Annotated in this window: 19 protein-coding genes; 9 read left to right on the forward strand and 10 right to left on the reverse strand. The window is 75.7% G+C overall.

The window, feature by feature from the left end:
• Positions 1-34: 34 nt before the first annotated feature.
• Entirely contained in the window at positions 35-1,567 is a 1,533-nt protein-coding gene (locus CO540_RS06275) for a HAMP domain-containing sensor histidine kinase (protein WP_099161299.1), read from the reverse strand.
• Positions 1,545-2,285: a response regulator transcription factor gene (locus tag CO540_RS06280; RefSeq protein WP_099164615.1), complete on the reverse strand. Its 741-nt coding sequence runs from the start codon at positions 2,283-2,285 to the stop codon at positions 1,545-1,547. Before CO540_RS06280 ends, CO540_RS06275 begins: the two co-directional genes overlap by 23 nt.
• 140 nt (positions 2,286-2,425) lie before the next feature.
• Between CO540_RS06280 and CO540_RS06285 the strand changes: the two genes are divergently transcribed.
• Together CO540_RS06285 and CO540_RS06290 are read left to right on the forward strand one after the other, a co-directional pair.
• Positions 2,426-3,319: an SDR family oxidoreductase gene (locus tag CO540_RS06285; RefSeq protein ID WP_099161300.1), complete on the forward strand. Its 894-nt coding sequence runs from the start codon at positions 2,426-2,428 to the stop codon at positions 3,317-3,319.
• Complete coding sequence (locus tag CO540_RS06290; protein WP_099161301.1) at positions 3,316-4,113, forward strand: alpha/beta fold hydrolase; 798 nt, start codon at positions 3,316-3,318, stop codon at positions 4,111-4,113. Before CO540_RS06285 ends, CO540_RS06290 begins: the two co-directional genes overlap by 4 nt.
• A 3-nt stretch (positions 4,114-4,116) precedes the next feature.
• On the opposite strand, the gene CO540_RS06295 is transcribed toward CO540_RS06290, so the two are convergent.
• Positions 4,117-4,332 (reverse strand): hypothetical protein, encoded by a 216-nt coding sequence (locus CO540_RS06295; RefSeq protein WP_245666451.1) that lies wholly within the window; start codon positions 4,330-4,332, stop codon positions 4,117-4,119.
• A gap of 142 nt (positions 4,333-4,474) precedes the next feature.
• Here CO540_RS06295 and CO540_RS06300 point away from each other — a divergent pair, with 142 nt between their 5' ends.
• On the forward strand, positions 4,475-5,425 hold the full coding sequence (locus CO540_RS06300; RefSeq protein WP_099161302.1) for a serine/threonine-protein kinase: 951 nt from the start codon (positions 4,475-4,477) through the stop codon (positions 5,423-5,425).
• Between the two features lie 76 nt (positions 5,426-5,501).
• Complete coding sequence (locus CO540_RS06305) at positions 5,502-5,930, forward strand: OsmC family protein (RefSeq protein WP_098745093.1); 429 nt, start codon at positions 5,502-5,504, stop codon at positions 5,928-5,930.
• A 4-nt stretch (positions 5,931-5,934) separates the two neighbouring features.
• Here the strand turns inward: CO540_RS06305 and CO540_RS06310 are convergent, their stop codons facing one another.
• Complete coding sequence (locus tag CO540_RS06310) at positions 5,935-6,885, reverse strand: endonuclease/exonuclease/phosphatase family protein (RefSeq protein WP_253866496.1); 951 nt, start codon at positions 6,883-6,885, stop codon at positions 5,935-5,937.
• Positions 6,886-7,214: 329 nt separating this feature from the next.
• Here CO540_RS06310 and CO540_RS06315 point away from each other — a divergent pair, with 329 nt between their 5' ends.
• Complete coding sequence (locus CO540_RS06315) at positions 7,215-8,051, forward strand: hypothetical protein (RefSeq protein ID WP_172967796.1); 837 nt, start codon at positions 7,215-7,217, stop codon at positions 8,049-8,051.
• A gap of 16 nt (positions 8,052-8,067) precedes the next feature.
• Here the strand turns inward: CO540_RS06315 and CO540_RS06320 are convergent, their stop codons facing one another.
• The 5 genes from CO540_RS06320 to CO540_RS06340 form a co-directional block, all read right to left on the reverse strand.
• On the reverse strand, positions 8,068-8,532 hold the full coding sequence (locus CO540_RS06320) for an ATPase (RefSeq protein WP_091575433.1): 465 nt from the start codon (positions 8,530-8,532) through the stop codon (positions 8,068-8,070).
• A 116-nt stretch (positions 8,533-8,648) separates the two neighbouring features.
• Positions 8,649-9,095 (reverse strand): response regulator, encoded by a 447-nt coding sequence (locus tag CO540_RS06325; RefSeq protein WP_091575435.1) that lies wholly within the window; start codon positions 9,093-9,095, stop codon positions 8,649-8,651.
• 70 nt (positions 9,096-9,165) lie between these two features.
• Entirely contained in the window at positions 9,166-9,513 is a 348-nt protein-coding gene (locus CO540_RS06330) for an STAS domain-containing protein (RefSeq protein WP_091575436.1), read from the reverse strand.
• 76 nt (positions 9,514-9,589) lie between these two features.
• Positions 9,590-10,639 carry a B12-binding domain-containing protein gene (locus CO540_RS06335; protein WP_099161303.1) on the reverse strand — a complete coding sequence of 350 codons (1,050 nt, stop codon included), beginning with the start codon at positions 10,637-10,639 and terminating at the stop codon, positions 9,590-9,592.
• Positions 10,636-12,399: a PP2C family protein-serine/threonine phosphatase gene (locus CO540_RS06340; RefSeq protein ID WP_099161304.1), complete on the reverse strand. Its 1,764-nt coding sequence runs from the start codon at positions 12,397-12,399 to the stop codon at positions 10,636-10,638. Before CO540_RS06340 ends, CO540_RS06335 begins: the two co-directional genes overlap by 4 nt.
• Before the next feature lie 259 nt (positions 12,400-12,658).
• On the opposite strand from CO540_RS06340, the gene CO540_RS06345 reads away from it, so the two are divergent.
• Positions 12,659-13,003 (forward strand): STAS domain-containing protein, encoded by a 345-nt coding sequence (locus tag CO540_RS06345; RefSeq protein WP_099161305.1) that lies wholly within the window; start codon positions 12,659-12,661, stop codon positions 13,001-13,003.
• A gap of 43 nt (positions 13,004-13,046) precedes the next feature.
• Positions 13,047-13,394 carry an STAS domain-containing protein gene (locus tag CO540_RS06350; RefSeq protein WP_099161306.1) on the forward strand — a complete coding sequence of 116 codons (348 nt, stop codon included), beginning with the start codon at positions 13,047-13,049 and terminating at the stop codon, positions 13,392-13,394.
• Positions 13,395-13,464: 70 nt separating this feature from the next.
• Here the strand turns inward: CO540_RS06350 and CO540_RS06355 are convergent, their stop codons facing one another.
• Entirely contained in the window at positions 13,465-13,776 is a 312-nt protein-coding gene (locus CO540_RS06355) for a hypothetical protein (protein ID WP_091575449.1), read from the reverse strand.
• 183 nt (positions 13,777-13,959) lie between these two features.
• Here CO540_RS06355 and CO540_RS06360 point away from each other — a divergent pair, with 183 nt between their 5' ends.
• Both CO540_RS06360 and CO540_RS06365 read left to right on the forward strand, forming a co-directional pair.
• Positions 13,960-14,931, forward strand: coding sequence for a DUF2267 domain-containing protein (locus CO540_RS06360; RefSeq protein WP_099161307.1), 972 nt, complete (start codon positions 13,960-13,962; stop codon positions 14,929-14,931).
• A gap of 97 nt (positions 14,932-15,028) precedes the next feature.
• Positions 15,029-15,814 carry a spermidine synthase gene (locus CO540_RS06365; RefSeq protein WP_172967798.1) on the forward strand — a complete coding sequence of 262 codons (786 nt, stop codon included), beginning with the start codon at positions 15,029-15,031 and terminating at the stop codon, positions 15,812-15,814.
• Positions 15,815-15,845 lie beyond the last annotated feature (31 nt).

Raw genomic sequence — 15,845 nt, forward strand, 5'->3', positions numbered from 1 at the left:
TCGGAGAGCGCGCTGACCCGCCCCCGTGAGCGGCCTATGCGTCGGCTGTGGATCCGGGCAGCCGGACGGAGAACGCGGTGCGGCCGGGGCGACTGTCCACCTCGACCCGCCCGTGGTGGGCCTCCACCACGGCGGCGACGATGGCCAGGCCCAGCCCGGTGCTGCCGTGGGCCCGCGAGCGGGAGCCGTCGCCGCGGGCGAACCGCTCGAAGACCTCCGGTTGCAGCTCCTGCGGGATGCCCGGCCCGTCGTCGACCACGCGCAGCTCCACCCCGTCCGGGACCGGGGCGAGGCGGGTGGTGACGGTGGTGCCGGGCGGGGTGTGCACCCGGGCGTTGGCGAGCAGGTTCGCCAGCACCTGGTGCAGCCGGTGGGCGTCGCCGGTGATGGTCAACGGCTCGTCGGGCAGGTCGAGCTGCCACCGGTGCTCGGGGCCGGCCACGTGCGCGTCGCTGACCGCGTTCACCGCCATGGCGGTGAGGTCGACCGGCTCGGCGCCGAGCGGACGGCCCGAGTCCAGCCGGGCGAGCAGCAGCAGGTCGTCGACGAGGCTGGTCATCCGGGTGCTCTCCGACTCGACCCGGCGCAACGCGTGCGCCACGTCGGGCGGCACCTCCTGCCGTCCGCGTCGGGCCACCTCGGCGTAGCCCCGGATGGCGGCGAGCGGCGTGCGCAGCTCGTGGCTGGCGTCGGCGACGAACTGGCGTACCCGCGTCTCGCTGGCCTGCCGGGCGGCGAGCGCGGCGGCGACGTGGCCGAGCATCCGGTTGAGCGCGCCGCCCACCTGCCCGACCTCGGTGCGGGGGTCGGTGTCGGCGGCCGGCACCCGCACCGACAGGGCCACCTCGCCCCGGTCCAGCGGCAGCTCGGTGACCCGGGCGGCGGTGGCGGCGACCCGGTTCAGCGGGCGCAGCGTGCCCCGGACGATGAGCGCGCCGAGGCCGCCGGCGATGACCAGCCCGGCGCCGATCACCCCGGCCTGCGCCACCACCATCCACATGACGGTGTCCCGGACCGGGGCCAGCGGGATGGCCAGGACCAGCACGTCGCCGTCGCCGCGCGGGGAGTTCACCGCGATCGCCCGGTAGTCCCCCCGGTCACCCACGTCGACGGTGCGGGGACGGGCGGCGGGACGCAGCGGGGCGAGCGCGGCCAGGTCGGCGGCGGACACCGCCTCGGCGCCGCCGCTCTCGAGCCGGACCTGCCCGGCGGGGTCGCCGGACGCCGGCACCCGCACCGCGATCGAGCCCGGCGGGAAGCCACCCGGCGGCGGCGGCGCCCCCTCCGGGCCGAACGGCAGCCGGCGTCCGGACGGGTCCGACCGGTACGGGTCGGGGCGGCCGACCCAGCGTTCCAGGTCGTCCGGGCGGCGGTCGCCGAAGGTGAGCTGGTTGTCGATCTGGCCGACCAGGAAGTGCCGCAGGGCGACCGTGGTCAGGCCGCCGATGCCGACGCTGACCAGGGCCAGCAGCGCCACCACCGAGAGCACCAGCCGCCGGCGCAGCGACCAGCCGGCCAGCCGCCGGCGCAGCCGTCCGCCCCGGTCACTCAGCGGGTCTGAGGACATAGCCGGCCCCGCGCAACGTGTGGATCATGGGCGGCCGGCCGGCGTCGATCTTCTTGCGCAGGTACGAGATGTACAGCTCGACCACGTTGGCCTGGCCGCCGAAGTCGTAGTTCCAGACCCGGTCGAGGATCTGCGCCTTGCTGAGCACCCGGCGCGGGTTACGCATCAGGTAGCGCAGCAGCTCGAATTCGGTCGCGGTGAGCGTGATCAGGTCGTCGCCCCGGCGCACCTCGTGGCTGTCCTCGTCGAGGCTGAGGTCGCCGACGGTGAGCACCGCCTCCTCCCGGGCGGCGACCGCGAACCCGGAGCGGCGCAGCAGGGCGCGCAGCCGGGCGATCACCTCCTCCAGGCTGAACGGCTTGGTCACGTAGTCGTCGCCGCCGACGGTGAGCCCGGCGATCCGCTCCTCCACCGCGTCGCGGGCGGTCAGGAAGAGCACCGGCACGCTGGGCGACTGCTCGCGCAGCCGGCGCAGCACCTGGAAGCCGTCGAGGTCGGGCAGCATCACGTCGAGCACCACGGCGTCCGGCCGGAACTGCCGGGCCGCGGTGACCGCCGCCATCCCGCTGCCGGCGGTGGTGACCTGCCAGCCCTCGTAGCGCAGGGCCATGGAGAGCAGGTCGGTGAGGGTGGGCTCGTCGTCGACCACCAGCACCCGCACCGGCTCGCCGTCCGGTCGGCGCAGCTCGATCCGACCCTGGGCGGCCTGCCCGTTCATGACCATGCTCCCCATCGTGGGCGCACCCGCTGTACCGGGGCTGTCCCGATCCTGTGTACCAGCTGTGCGGGGCGCGCGGGGGGAACCGGGCGGAACGGTCGGGCCTTCCCCGGCAGGCTACCCAGTGGTAACTTGCCGGCATGTCCATCGACGGTCGTCCCGCCGGCCCGCTGGCCGGCAAGGTGGTGCTGGTGACCGGCGCGGCCCGGGGCATCGGCGAGCACACCGCCCGGCTCGCCGCCGCCCGGGGCGCCCGGCTGTCCCTGGTCGGGCTGGAGCCAGAGCGGCTGGCCGCGCTCGCCGCCGAGCTGGGGCCCGGACACGTCTGGTTCGCCGCCGACGTCACCGACCAGGCGGCGCTCACCGAGGCGGTCGACGGCACGGTGGCCGCGCTCGGCGGGATCGACGCGGTGCTGGCCAACGCGGGCGTCGCCAACCGGGGCACGATCGCGGTCGGCGACGTCGAGGCGCTGGTGCGTACCGTCGAGGTGAACCTGGTCGGTGTCATGCGGACGGCGGCGGCGACCGTGCCGGCGCTGATCGACCGCGGCGGCTACCTGCTGATCGTCTCCTCGGCCGCGGCGTTCGCCGCGCTTCCCGGCATGGCCGCCTACTGCGCCTCCAAGGCCGGCGTCGAGCACTTCGGCACCGCGATCCGGCTGGAGCTGGCGCACCGCGGCGTGGCGGTCGGCACGGCACACCCGTCCTGGGTGGACACCGACCTGGTCCGGGAGGCACGGGCGGACCTGCCGGCGTTCGAGAGCGCGCTGGCGAAACTGCCCTGGCCGATGCGGCGGACCACCACGGTCGCCGAGTGCGCCGAGGCGTTCGTCCGGGCGATCGAACGACGCCGCCGCCGGGTGTACGTGCCACGCGCCGTGGGCGCCGTGCAGGCGGTGCGGTCGCTGCTGGTCAGCCCGCTGGCCGACCGACTGGTCGGGCGGACCGCACGGGTCACCGTCCCGCTGATCGAGGAGCAGACCCGGGCTCTGGGCCGGGGTTTCGGCGCGAGCACGCCGGAGGCCGGCCGGTGAGCGCGCCGGTGGAGGTGGTGTTCGAGCGGCGCGGCGCCGGGCCGGCGCTGGTGCTGCTGCACGGCATCGGTCACCACTGGGGCGCCTGGCTGCCGGTGCTGGACCGTCTCGCCGAGACGCACGACGTGATCGCCGTCGACCTGCCCGGCTTCGGTCGCTCCCCGGTGCCGACCACCGGCCTGCCCGCCGACATGCCCGGGCTGGTCGCCGGGATGGTCGAGCTGTTCGCCGCGCTCGGCCTGGAGCGACCGCACGTGGCCGGCAACAGCCTCGGCGGGGCGATCGCCCTGGAACTGGCCGCCGCCGGCGCGGTCTCGTCGGCCACCGCGCTGTCGCCGGCCGGCTTCTGCACCCCGCGCGAGCTGCGGTGGGCCCTCACCGTGCTCACCCTGCACCGCAACGCGGCGCGGCTGCCCGAACCGGTGCTGCGCCACCTGTTCGCCGCGCCGGCGCTGCGCGCGCTGGCGATGGGCATGATCCTGGCCCGGCCGAACCGGATGGCATTGGACGTGGCGCTGGCCGACGCCCGCGCGCTGCGGCAGGCGCGGGCGTTCCGCGCCGTGGCCCGCGCGGGCCGGGGGTACGCGTTCGCCGGCGCCCCCACCGTGCCGGTGACGGTGGCCTGGGGCACCCGGGACCGGATCCTGCCCTACCGCCAGGCGGCGCTGGCCCGCACCCGGCTGCCCGCCGCCCGGCACCTGGACCTGCCCGGCTGCGGGCACGTGCCGATGCACGACGACCCGGACCTGGTCACCTCGGTCATCCTCGACACGACCGGCGTCCGCCTGGTCTGAGCGTCACTCGGTCGCGCCGAACGGGTCGGTGCGCACGTAGCGCATCGTCCAGCCCTCCGGGCCGGCCCGGTTGCCGCGCTCGTAGAGATGGTCGGCCACGCCGTCGGCCGGTCGGTCCGGGTGGCGCAGGATCCACCGGGGCGGCGGCGTGCCGTCCGGCTCCGCGGGCAGGTCCCGGACCAGGTCGTCGGCCGGGCCGCCGACGAACCGTACGCGCACCGAAGCCACCGTCACTCTCCGTTCCGCTGTCGACACCCTCGCCGCGAAGCTACCCCGGCCGGACCGGAACCCCCGGCGGTTTGCACAGGTCGGGGCCCGGGTAGCGGGACCGGAGGGGACCGGACGAGACAGGGAGTGGTCGATGAGGACGCTGGGCGGGCGGTACGAGCTCGAACAGCGGGCCGGCCTGGGAGGCATGTCGGAGGTCTGGCGGGCCCACGACCGTGTGCTCGACCGGACCGTCGCGGTGAAGCTGATCTCGCCCGGCCTGGACGGGGACGTCGGCGCGGTGCAGCGGATCCGGTCCGAGGCCCGCTCGGCGGCGCGGCTGGTGCACCCGAACGTCGCCAGCGTGCACGACTTCGGCACCGCCGAGCTGCCGGACGGGCGGCCGGTGCCGTACATCGTGATGGAGCTGGCCGAGGGCGAGACGCTCGCCGCCCACCTGCGCAACGGCCCGTTGGACTGGCGGATCGCGGTGCGGGTCTGCGCCGAGGTGAGCGCGGCGCTCGCCGCCGCGCACGGGCACGGCATCGTGCACCGCGACGTGAAGCCGGCGAACGTGATCCTCACCCCGTACGGGGTGAAGGTGCTCGACTTCGGCATCGCCACCCCGGCCGGAGCGCCCGACCACACCCCGGAGGGGGTCGTCGTGGGCACCCCGGCGTACCTGGCCCCGGAGCAGCTCGACCGGCAGCCGGCCACCCCGGCCGCCGACATGTACGCGCTCGGCGTGCTGCTCTACTACTGCCTGACCGGTCGGCTGCCCTACGACGCCGGAAGCACCACGCAGCTGCTCGGCTCGCGGCGGCGACGGCGGCCACCGCAGCCGCTGCCGGAGATCCCGGGCCTGCCGCCGGAGGTGGCGGAGCTGTGCCGCAGCTGCCTCGACGCGGACCCGGCCGCCCGGCCGACCAGCGCGATGGCCGCGCTGTTGCTGGCCGAGGCGGTGGACGCCCGGGTCTACGTGCCGATGACCGTGACGCTGCCGAGGCAGCGTGCCGCGCAGGTGTCGCCGTGGAACAGCCGGGCGGCCGCCGAGGCGACCGAGGCGATGGCCGTCGACGCGGCCACGAGTGGTCGGGTGGGCTGAGCGTACTGCCGGCGCGGGCCCGGTTTCGCCGGTCGGGGGCCGGGAACCCGGGCCGATGAGTGACGGGAGGAACGCGATGCCGGATCCGAGTTCCTGGCTGGCCGAGACGGCCACGGCGACCGCGGCGGGCGGTCACGTACGCACCGACGACGGCGGTCTCTCCTCCGCCCTGGCGTCCCCGCTGGCGCCGCACTGCACCGGCCTGACGCCGGAGCAGCTCCTGGCCGCCGCGTTCGCCTCCTGCCTGCACCACGCCGCGGTGGAGGCGGCCGGTGAGATCACCGACGAGGCGCACACCGTGCAGGTGACCGCCGAGGCGAAGCTGGGCCGGGACGACGACGGGCGCTACCGGGCCGACGTGCACGCCGAGATCTCCTCGGCGGGGCTGACCCGGGAGCAGCTGGCCGACCTGGTCGCGCACGCCGATCGGCTCTGGCCGTTTTCCAGTGGCGACCCGAGCCGGCACCGGCTCACGGTCACGCCGGCGGAGAACGGCCGGCACTGACCGGTCACCAGCGGAAGCCGGCGGTCACCGCGCGGTGGTCGCTGTCCGGGGTGCGTACCACCCCGGCCGTGGTCGGGGTGAGCCCGCGGTAGAGGACGTGGTCCGGGCGGGTCACCGGCAGCTCCGCCGGCCAGGTGAAACCGAAACCCTGCCCGGCCTCGGCCTGCGCGTCGCCGAGCAACCGGGTCAGCGGGTCGAAGACCCGGTCGGTGGTGGCGGTGTTCAGGTCGCCGAGCACGACCAGCCGGTCGGCCGGGTCGGCGCGGACGGTGGCGGCCAGCGCGGCCACCGTCTCGTCGCGGGTGGCGGTGTGCCCGGCCCGGGCCGAGCCCAGGTGCACGACGTACACCACGAGGTCCCCCTGCGGGGCGGCCACCACGGCGCGCAACGCCCGGTCCCAGCCCAGCCCGGTGTCCACGCCGTGGGCCTCCCGGATCGGCCAGCGGCTCCACAACGCGACCGTGGACACGGCCGCCCGGTGCGGGTACCGCTCGGCCAGGGCCGAGGCCACCCGCTCGCCGTCGGCGACCTCCTGCAGGCCGATCAGGTCCGGCGCCGCACCGGCCAGCGCGCCGGCGGTGGCCGCCGGGTCGGGGTTGCCGGCGCGCAGGTTCTGGCTGGCCACCCGCACCGCCGCACCGTCGGCCTCGGCCGTCGGGGGCAGCCACGCCCGCCCGTAGAGCCCGGCCCAGAGCACCGCCGGCAGCAGGACCGCGATCAGCGCCCGGCGGGAGCGGCGCAGCAGCGCCGCGAGCGCGAGCAGGGGTACGCCGAGGCCGAGCAGCGGGGTGGCGCTGTCGACCAGGCTGCCCAGGCCGTTGACGTTGGGCACGGCGCGGTGCCCCACGAGGAGCAGCGCGAGCAGCACGGCGCAGGCCACGAGGACGAGCCCTCGCCGGCCCCGACTGCCGGCGGGCTCGCCCGCGGCCCGCGCGTCGACCATCTGCTCCGTCACCGTCCGGATCGTATCGAGCGCCCGCGTGGGCGGGGCGGCCGATCGCGGTACTCGTCGGCGCGGTCCGGCCTCGGTGGATCGGCGTCCGGCCGGCGCCGGGTGACCGGCCCGCCGTGGGCCGAACGGTGGACGGCCGCGGCTGGGGTGGGGCGGAGGTCCCTGTGCCCGATTTCTCCCCGCGAAACCGACATGAGGAATCTTTCGGAGACACGAGGTCTGGACCTTTCATGATCGTCCGACGGCAATGCCGGGGCGGATCATGGCAAATTGTGGCGCATGCCACCAACCGGCCCGATGGCAAGGGACCAGAAGCTTTCTAGCCTCGGCGGGTGCACCCCGACCACCCCGATCATCAGCAGCTGCCCGCGCCGCGCCCGGTTCGCCGAACGATCGACCCGGCATCAGCCGAACGGCGGGTGGGGCGGCACCGCGCCCCCGAGCCGGCCCGGCGCGCCCCGACCCGGTCCGTGCCCGGCCGGATCGCGGTGGCCACCGGCGTGACCTGCTGCCTCGGGCTGATCGGCGTGGCCGGAGTCGGCGAGACCGGCCGGCCCCACGTGGAGGTACGCGAGGCGCTCGCCGACCGGGCCGCCACCGAGCAGCGGGCCTCCCGTGACTTCACCCGCACCGTACCGCCGGTCGCCGCACCCGTGCCGCCGGCGCCCTCCACCTCGCCCAGCCCGACGCCGACGCGGAAGAAGGCCCCGAAGAAGGTGGTCCGCCCCAAGCACCCCCGCCCGGTCGCCGGGCTGGACCAGCGACAGATGGACAACGCGAAGGCGATCGTGGACGTCGGGCGGGAGATGAGGCTGCCCCGCCGCGCGCTGGTGGTGGCGGTGGCCACCGCGATGCAGGAGAGCGACCTCTACAACCTGGCCAGCGACGTGCTGCCCGAATCCTTCGACCACCCCCACCAGGGCAGCGGCTCCGACCACGACTCGATCGGGCTGTTCCAGCAGCGGCCGAGCAGCGGCTGGGGCACCGTCGCCGAGATCATGCGACCCGCGTACGCCGCCCGGGCCTTCTTCACCGCCCTGGCCGAGGTCCCCGGCTGGGAGGAGATGAGCGTGACCGCCGCGGCCCAGGCCGTGCAGGTCTCCGCCTTCCCCGACGCGTACGCCAAGCACGAGCAGCGGGCCGCCACGGTGGTGGCGGCGCTGGTCTGAGCGTCGACACCCGGCGTCAGGCGGGGGACCGCCCGGGCACGCCGGCGGCGGCGGTGGGGGTGTCGGCGGGGACCCGGTCACCGGTGAGGATCTCCTCGATCCGCGCCGCACGGCGGCGGCGGGCCAGCAACGCGGCCTCGAACTCGCGGCGCGCCCGCACGGCCTCGGCGTACGCCTCCTCCCGCACCCGGCGGGCCTCCTGGCGAGCGTCCTCCAGCTCGGCGCGGGCGCGGGCCAGCAGATCGGCGGCCTCCCGCTCGACGGCGGTCGGGCCGGGCGTCGCCGCGCCGTCGGGCACGGTCCGCCGCCGGAGGAACTCACCGAGGTGCAGCGCGTCCAGCCGGATCTGGTCCCACTCCCGGCCGACCCCGGCGACACCCTCCGTGCGGGCCGCCAGTCGCCCCAGCCGCAGGGCCAGCTCGTCCAGGCAGGCGTCCACCTGGCGTCGGTCGTAGCCGCTCTCCACCACCGAGAACCTCATCTGTCGCCCCCCGGGCAGCCGCCGTGCGTCCCACCTGCACGATCCTGCGCCGCGGGCGAGCCCGGAGGCGGTTCGCGGAAAATGTTCAGCATCCGGACGCCCGGACTTCGCGGCCGCTACTGGTGCTTGGGGAGCACGACCACCCGGCCGAAGAACTCGTCGATCCGGCGCACCACGTCGTTGAAGTCGTCCAGGTCGATCGGCTTCGTCACGTACGCGTTGGCCTGCAGGGTGTAGCTGCTGACCACGTCGGTGTCGGCGTTGGAGGTGGTCAGCACCACGATCGGGATGGTGCGCAGGTTCTCGTCCCGCTTGACCTCGCCGAGCACCTGCCGCCCGTCCATCCGGGGCATGTTCAGGTCGAGCAGGATGACGTCCGGCCGCTGCGCCTCGACGTGGCGGCCCTCGCACCGGAGGAACTCCATCGCCTCCTGACCGTCCGCGACCACGTCGATGACCTTCTCGACGTCGGACTCCTCCAGCGCCTCCTCGATCATCAGGACGTCGCCCGGGTCGTCGTCGACCACCAGGATGCGGACGGGATTCGGGCGGGGCTGACCCATGGCGCTACCTGCTTCGTCTCGGGGAGGGGGCCGACCGCGGGGCCGGCCGCTGGCGGGGAAATCTATCCGATCAGGAGCCGGCCGACGCCGTCGGGTCGGCGGGCTCGAGGTCGTGGCGCAGCACCTCGGCCACGCCGGTCACCTGGAGCACCCGGGCCACCCGGCCGGAGGCCCCGGTGAGGCGCAGCCAGCCGCCGTCGGCGGCGACGAGGTTGTCCCCCCGGACGAAGGCCGCGATGCCGGTCGAGTCGCAGAACGTCAGCTCGCTGAGGTCCACCAGCAGTTCACGACGGCCCTCGGCGACCAGCCGGTCGATCGCGGTGTTCAGCTCCGGGGCCGTGCTCAGGTCGAGCTCACCGGCGAGCCGGAGGCGAGTGCCGCCCTCGTCCCGCTGGGCGTACGTGACGGTGAACGTCACCGTGGCCCCTCTCGCTCCTACCGCAGGCGAACCCTTGCAGTGCAGCAAGTATACGGGTGATGCGGCCGCGCGCCGATCAGCGCCCCGCGCCCGTGGTCGAGAGCCCGCCGACCAGGGCACGCCCCCGCTCCAGGAAGCCGGCCGCCCGGGGGAAGTCGCGCAGCTCGTGTCCATAGTGGTCCAGGGTGAGACCCACGGCGGCGGCGGGCACACCCCGGCTGACCAGGATCGTCACCAGCCACTCGACGAACTCGCCGAACAGGGTGCCGTCGTCGACGTAGAGCGCGGCGGCCAGGAAGTCGACGATGTAACCGAGGTCCCCGACGGTGGAGTCGAGCTGCGCCGGCGTGTAGTCGGCCACCGCCGGCACCCGCTCCCGCAGGTCGGCCAGGGCGCTGTCGATCAGCTCACCGCGCCGCTTGACCAGGCTGGCGTACTCGTCGTCGGCGAGGTGGTCCAGCCGTGCGGCCGGCACCGCCCGCAGCGCCCGGTCGTCGGCGACCAGGTCGGCGGCGGCCGGGGCGTCCGGCGCCCAGGCCACGCCGAGCGACCGGGCCCAGCGACCGTCCGCGCCGAAGCCGCGACCGCCCACCACCACCGGCACGTCGGCGCGACGGCACGCCTCGATCATCCGGTGGGCGTGCGGCAGCCGCATCGGCAGCGCGCAGGCCAGAGCCACCGCCTCGGCGTCGTAGCGGTGCAGGTAGGAGACCAGATGTGCGGCCGGCACGCTGGCCCCGAGGAACACCACCTGCCAGCCGCGCAACCGCAGCACCTCGGCCACCAACCGGGCCGGCAGCGCGTGCCACTCACCGTCCATGCAGGCCATCACGATCCGGCCGCGGGTCGGGCGGGGATCGGCGTACGTGGCCACCGCGGCCACCACCCGCTCGCTGATGTGGGTGGCGGCGTGCTCCTGGGCGACGCTCCACTCGTTGCGCGCCCAGCGCTCCCCCACCTCGGCCTGGGCCGGGGCCACCAGATCGAGCAGCACCCGCTCGGCCGGCACACCCGCCTCGAGCAGGCCCCGGGCCACCGCCACGGCGGCCTGCTCGTCGGCCTCGGCCAGGCACTCCAGATAGCCGGGAAAGGCCTGTGCCGGGTCGGCGGCGGTCGTCGCGGTCACGCGGAGGGCTCCCTCGCTCGGTCGGCTTCGGTCGGACCCGGCACCGAGTGCAGGTGGCGGGACGCGCGGCCGGTCGGACCGGTCGCCCGCAGCGCGAGCACCGCGATGTCGTCGTGGTCGCCGTGGGCCAGCCAGTCGCAGGTCACCTGCTCGACCCGCTCGGCCAGCGCCGGCGCGGGCATCCGGTGGCATCCGGTCACCGCGTGGACCAGCCGCTCGGCGCCGAACTGGTCGTCGCCGCGTCGCCCGCCCCGCGCCTCGGTCACCCCGTCGCTGTAGAGCAGGCAGGTCTCGCCGGGCGCCAGGTGCACGGTGACCTCGCCGATCCGCGGGTCCGGCACCACGCCGATCAGCATGCCGCTCAACGGCACCACCTCGACCTCGCCGGACTCCCGCAGCACCAGCGGCGGCAGGTGCCCGCCGCCGGCCAACGTCAGGGTCAGGCCGCCGTCGCGGTGCGGGCGGGCCACACCGAGCACCATGGTGGCGAAACGGCCCTGCCCGTGGGCCTGGGTGGTCTCCAACAACGCGTCGTTGAGCAGCTTCAGCAACCGACCCGGCTGCGTCTCGACCCGGTGCAACGCCTGCAGGCACTGGCGGAGCTGGCCGGTGAACACCGCCGCCTCCACGCCCTTGCCGGACACGTCGCCGAGGAAGAAGACCGAGCCGCCGTCGGCCAGCCGGTGCGAGCCGTAGAAGTCCCCGCCGATGCGCAGACCGGCCTGCGCCGGCCGGTAGGCGGTGCCCCACTGCACGCCGGCGGCCGCCGCCGGCTCGACCGGCAGCAGGCTGGCCTGCAACGTGTCGGCGACCTCGGCCTGGTCGCGGTAGAGCATGGCCGTGGTCAGCGCCGCGCCGGCCCGGGCCGCGAACGCGCGCACCAGGTCGACGTCGGCGTCGTCGTACCAGCGGCTGGCCCGGCGGGCCACCAGCAGGACACCGGCCGGAGCCTCCCGACCCGGCAGGGGCACCACCCGCGCACTGGCGCCGGGCACGTCGAGGCCGGGCAGCCAACCCGCCTCGGCGGCCTGCTCGACCAGCCAGTCCAGCGCGTGCGGCTCGGTGCCGGCGAGACCGGCCTCGATCGCCGCGGGCAGGGCCGGCGCCGGCAGCACGCCGCTGTCCACCGCGGGGGTGGCTTCCTCGTCGACGCGCACCGCTCGCCACCAGCGGGCCCGGCCGGACCGAGGCGCCAGCACCAGCACCGCCGCGTCGGCCAGCGTCGGCACGGCCAGCCGCACCACGGCGGCCGCGGCGCGGTCGGGGTGCAGCGGGTTGCCGAGCTTCTCGCCGACCACGGCGAGGAACGACGAACGGGCCCGCTCGGCGAGCAACGCGTCGGCCCGGCTGACACTCTCGGTGACGTCCTCGACGTACCAGCAGCGCCGGGCGTGGGAGAGCGCGACGGGACGCAGTCGCAGCCGACGCCCGTGGTGGGTGATCTCGGCGGGGACGTCGCCGCCCAGCGCCGCCACGCCGGTGGCGGCCAGCACCTCGCCGGGCACGGCCTCCGGGACGAGGCGCTCCGCGACCGGGCTGACGTGCCGGACCACCCCGTCGGCGGCACAGACGACGAGGCCCTCGCGGAAGTGTTCCACCACCTCGGACCAGTCCGGGACGGTGAGGCCACGGTCGGGCGACAGCGGCGGCAGGGCGGCCGTGTCCGGAGCGGCGGCGGACCACGCCGGGGGCCGTGCGGCACTCGACGTGGAGATCCGCCCGTCGCCCGGGTCGGAACCCCTGACGTCGGCAGCAGTCACCAGCTGAGCCCCACTCTCCTCGTCGACACCCGCGGGACACGGAAACGGGTCCCTGTGGTCAAATCTCCTCGCCCCACCCTACGCCGGTATGCCGGAACCGCCACCTGACGCCGTGGCCCGGCCGGGCGGACGCGGCGCCGAGCGGGCCGGTTGCGGGGTTGTTACGATCCGAATGTTTCTGCCCGACCGGCAGCCTGCGGAAAGGCGTGATGTGGTTCCTCACCGGAGAAAGCCCGAGGCGACACCGCTGAGCATCTCCGTGGACCGTTCCGACCCGTCCGTCCCGGTCGTCCGCGTCGGCGGTGACCTGGCGTACGCCACTGCGGCGCCGCTGCGGGCCGAGGTCGACCGGCTGCTCGCCGAGCGTCCCCGGGCCCTCGTGCTGGACTTCGGCGACCTGCTCTTCCTGGACAGCACCGGCCTCTCCGTGATCGTGCACGCCTGGCGCGAGGGGCAGCACGCGGGCACCGCCATCGAACTGCGCGCGGTCCCCCGCTTCCTGGCGACGATCCTCGACATGACCGGGGTCACCGGCCTGCTGCAACGCCCGCCGGCCGACGGCCGTCCGGGGCAGCCGGCGTCCGGCTCGACCGCCTCGGCGTGACCCCGCGGGTTTCCCGCCCACCCCGAACTGGGAACATGGAGCCGTGCCCGCTCAGCTGTTGACCATCGAGGTGGACCGGCTCGACGCCGGGACCGCCCGGCTGCGGCTCGCCGGCGAGCTGGACTTCGACACCGCGCCCGAGCTCGTCGAGGCCGCCGCCGAGCTGCGCCGCGACGGCCACCAGGAGCTGGAGCTCGACTTCGCCGGCGTGGTGCTGTGCGACTCCTCCGGCCTGAGCGCGCTGGTGGTGATCCACCGAGCCGGCACCGGCGCGGTTCGCCTGCTCCAGGTGAACCCGCAGGTCCGGCAGCTGCTGGACCGCACCGGCCTGGCCGAGCTGCTGGCCGCTCCGCCCCGCGCGTCGGTCCGCGACGCCCGCGAGGCGGGCTGAGCGCGACCGGTCCGGCGGGGAGGGGTGGCCCCCGACCCTGGGACCAGGGGCCGGGGGCCGGGAGGATGGCTCAGGCGGCGGGCGTGGCCTGCAGGCGCGGCCCGCTCTCGCGTGACTCCCCCATGACCGGAGGCTCGACGTCCTCCGGCGCACCGGAATCGGGCGTCTGGAACAGGTAACGGACGAAGTCCCCGGCCTCGTCGTCGTCCGCGCCGGGCCACTGCCCGACGCAGTCGACGCCGACCACCTCGCGGCCGCTGCCGTCGTTGCTCTCCAGCAGGGCCCAGAGGGTCACCGGGTAGCACCGGGTCAGGTCCGGGCCGATCCGCCAGCGGGCGTACCAGCCGGGACGAGCGGGGACGATCTCCACGATCCGCTTCATGACGACCTGCCCTTCCGCGTGCGTCGGAAGTTGTCCGGTCCACAGCGATCGTGCGGCAGCACCGGGTGAGCGCTCCTCACCCGCAGCGAGTGAAGCGGCCCGGCGGTCGGCGCCCGTTAGCTTCCCGGCAGCGCCGGGAAGGCCACCGGCGCAAGCGCAACCGACCAGGAACGAGGTGCGACGATGCGCAAGCAGATGGAGGGCGACAACCAGCGCCGTCGGGCCCTGGCCCGGCAGGCCCGGGAACAGGGCCGCAGCGCGAGCCAGACCGGCGCCAGCCTGAGCGCGTCCAAGCAGGTCACCTCGCTGGACCAGCACGACCGGTCCGGCCCACCGCCGGCCGGCCGGCACAAGCCGGACAGCACGCGCGGCGGACCCGCGCCCCCGCCGGTCGGGGTGGCGGAACGTCCCCGCCCGCTGCCGGACCCGCAGCCGCCACGAGCGCCGTCGCTCGGGTACCGGGATCTCGTCGACGACGTGAGCCGCCGGGCCGGGGTGGACTTCGCCGAGGCGAAGATCGCCGCCGAGGCCACCGTGCTCGCGCTGGCGTGGGCGCTCGGCGAGGCCGAACGGGAGCGGTTGCTCGCGGCGGTGCCGGTGAAGCTGCACGACGTGGTGCCGGTGGACGGCATCGAGCGGCGCCAGGACCTGCCGGGCTTCCTGGCCGAGGTGGGACGGCGCAGCCGGCTCACCCCGGAGCAGGCGCGCTACCAGGCGGAGGCGACCCTGGCGGCGATCTCCGACGCCGATGCCGAGCTGGTCGAGTCGCTGCGCGTACCGGACGGGTTGCGTGACCTGCTCGCGCCGGCCGACTACGGCGGCGGTCTGGTGGGGGCGTCGTCCGCCACCGCCCCGCTGACCGAGCCGGAGCTGCGGGACGCGCTCGCCTCGCTGCCCTACTGGTCCAGCGACCAGCGGTCCCTGGTCCGCACGATCGAGTTGCCCGGTGGCAACCTGGACCGGGTCCTCGACCGGCTGGACCAGCTCAAGGTCGAGGTCGGGCGTGGTCCGCAGATCGGCCGGCCCGACCCGGACAGCGCCGTGCTCACGGTCCGGACCCAGCAGGTCGACGGCGTGACGGCCGCGGACGTGGACCTGGCCCACCGGGTCGACGACGCGGTCGACGAGGCCGGCGCCGGGATGGCCGCCGGCTGAGGTGCGAGGAGGGGCCCCCGCCACCAGCGGTGGCGGCGGGGCCCCGCTGGGCACCCGTCCGCCCGGGCCGGGCCGCCGCCCGGTACCGTGTCCCGCCGTGGAACGCGACGCCGAGACCCTGGAGATCGTCGTGGACCCGGCCCGGCCCACCGGCCGTACGCTGCTCGCCGACGGGGTCGAGCAGTCCTACGTGGACGTGGCGGACGCGCGGCACCTGCATTTCGAGTACGTGCGGCGGATCGCCGCCGTGATCGACCTGGCCGCACCGTCCGGTCGGCCGCTTCGAGTCCTGCACCTGGGCGGCGGCGCGCTCACGCTGCCGCGCTGGCTGGCCGCCACCCGCCCGGGCTCGCCGCAGCGGGTGGTCGAGCGCGATCCCGGCGTGGTCGACCTGGTCCGCCGGAAGCTGCCCCGGGTGCCGCCGGAAGTGGTCGTCGCGCTCGGCGACGCCCGGGACGCGGTCGGTGACGCGCCCGCCGGGGCGTACGACGTGGTGGTGGCCGACGTCTACCGGGCCGCGGTCATGCCGCCGCACGTGGCGGCCGTCGAGTTCGTCGCCGAGGTGGCCCGGGTGCTCCGCCCGGACGGCCTCTATCTGGTGAACCTGACCGACCTGCCGCCGCTGGCGCACACCCGGGCGCAGGTGGCCACGCTGCGCGCGGTCTTCGCCGACGTGTGCCTGCTCACCGATCGGCGGATGCTGCGGGGCCGCCGCTACGGCAACGTGGTGCTGGCCGGCGCGCTGCGCCCGGACCGGCTGCCGGTGCGCCGCCTCGCCGCCCGGGTCGCCGGCGACCCGGTGCCGGGCACGATGCTGCACGGGGCGACGCTGGACGCGTTCGCCGACGGCGCGCTGCCGGTCACCGACGCCCACCCGCGCTGAGCGGGGGTTTTCCCACCGGCACGGCGGGTAG

It is taken from the genome of Micromonospora sp. WMMA2032, assembly GCF_002688545.1.
In the GTDB taxonomy this organism is placed as follows: Bacteria; Actinomycetota; Actinomycetes; order Mycobacteriales; family Micromonosporaceae; genus Micromonospora; species Micromonospora sediminicola.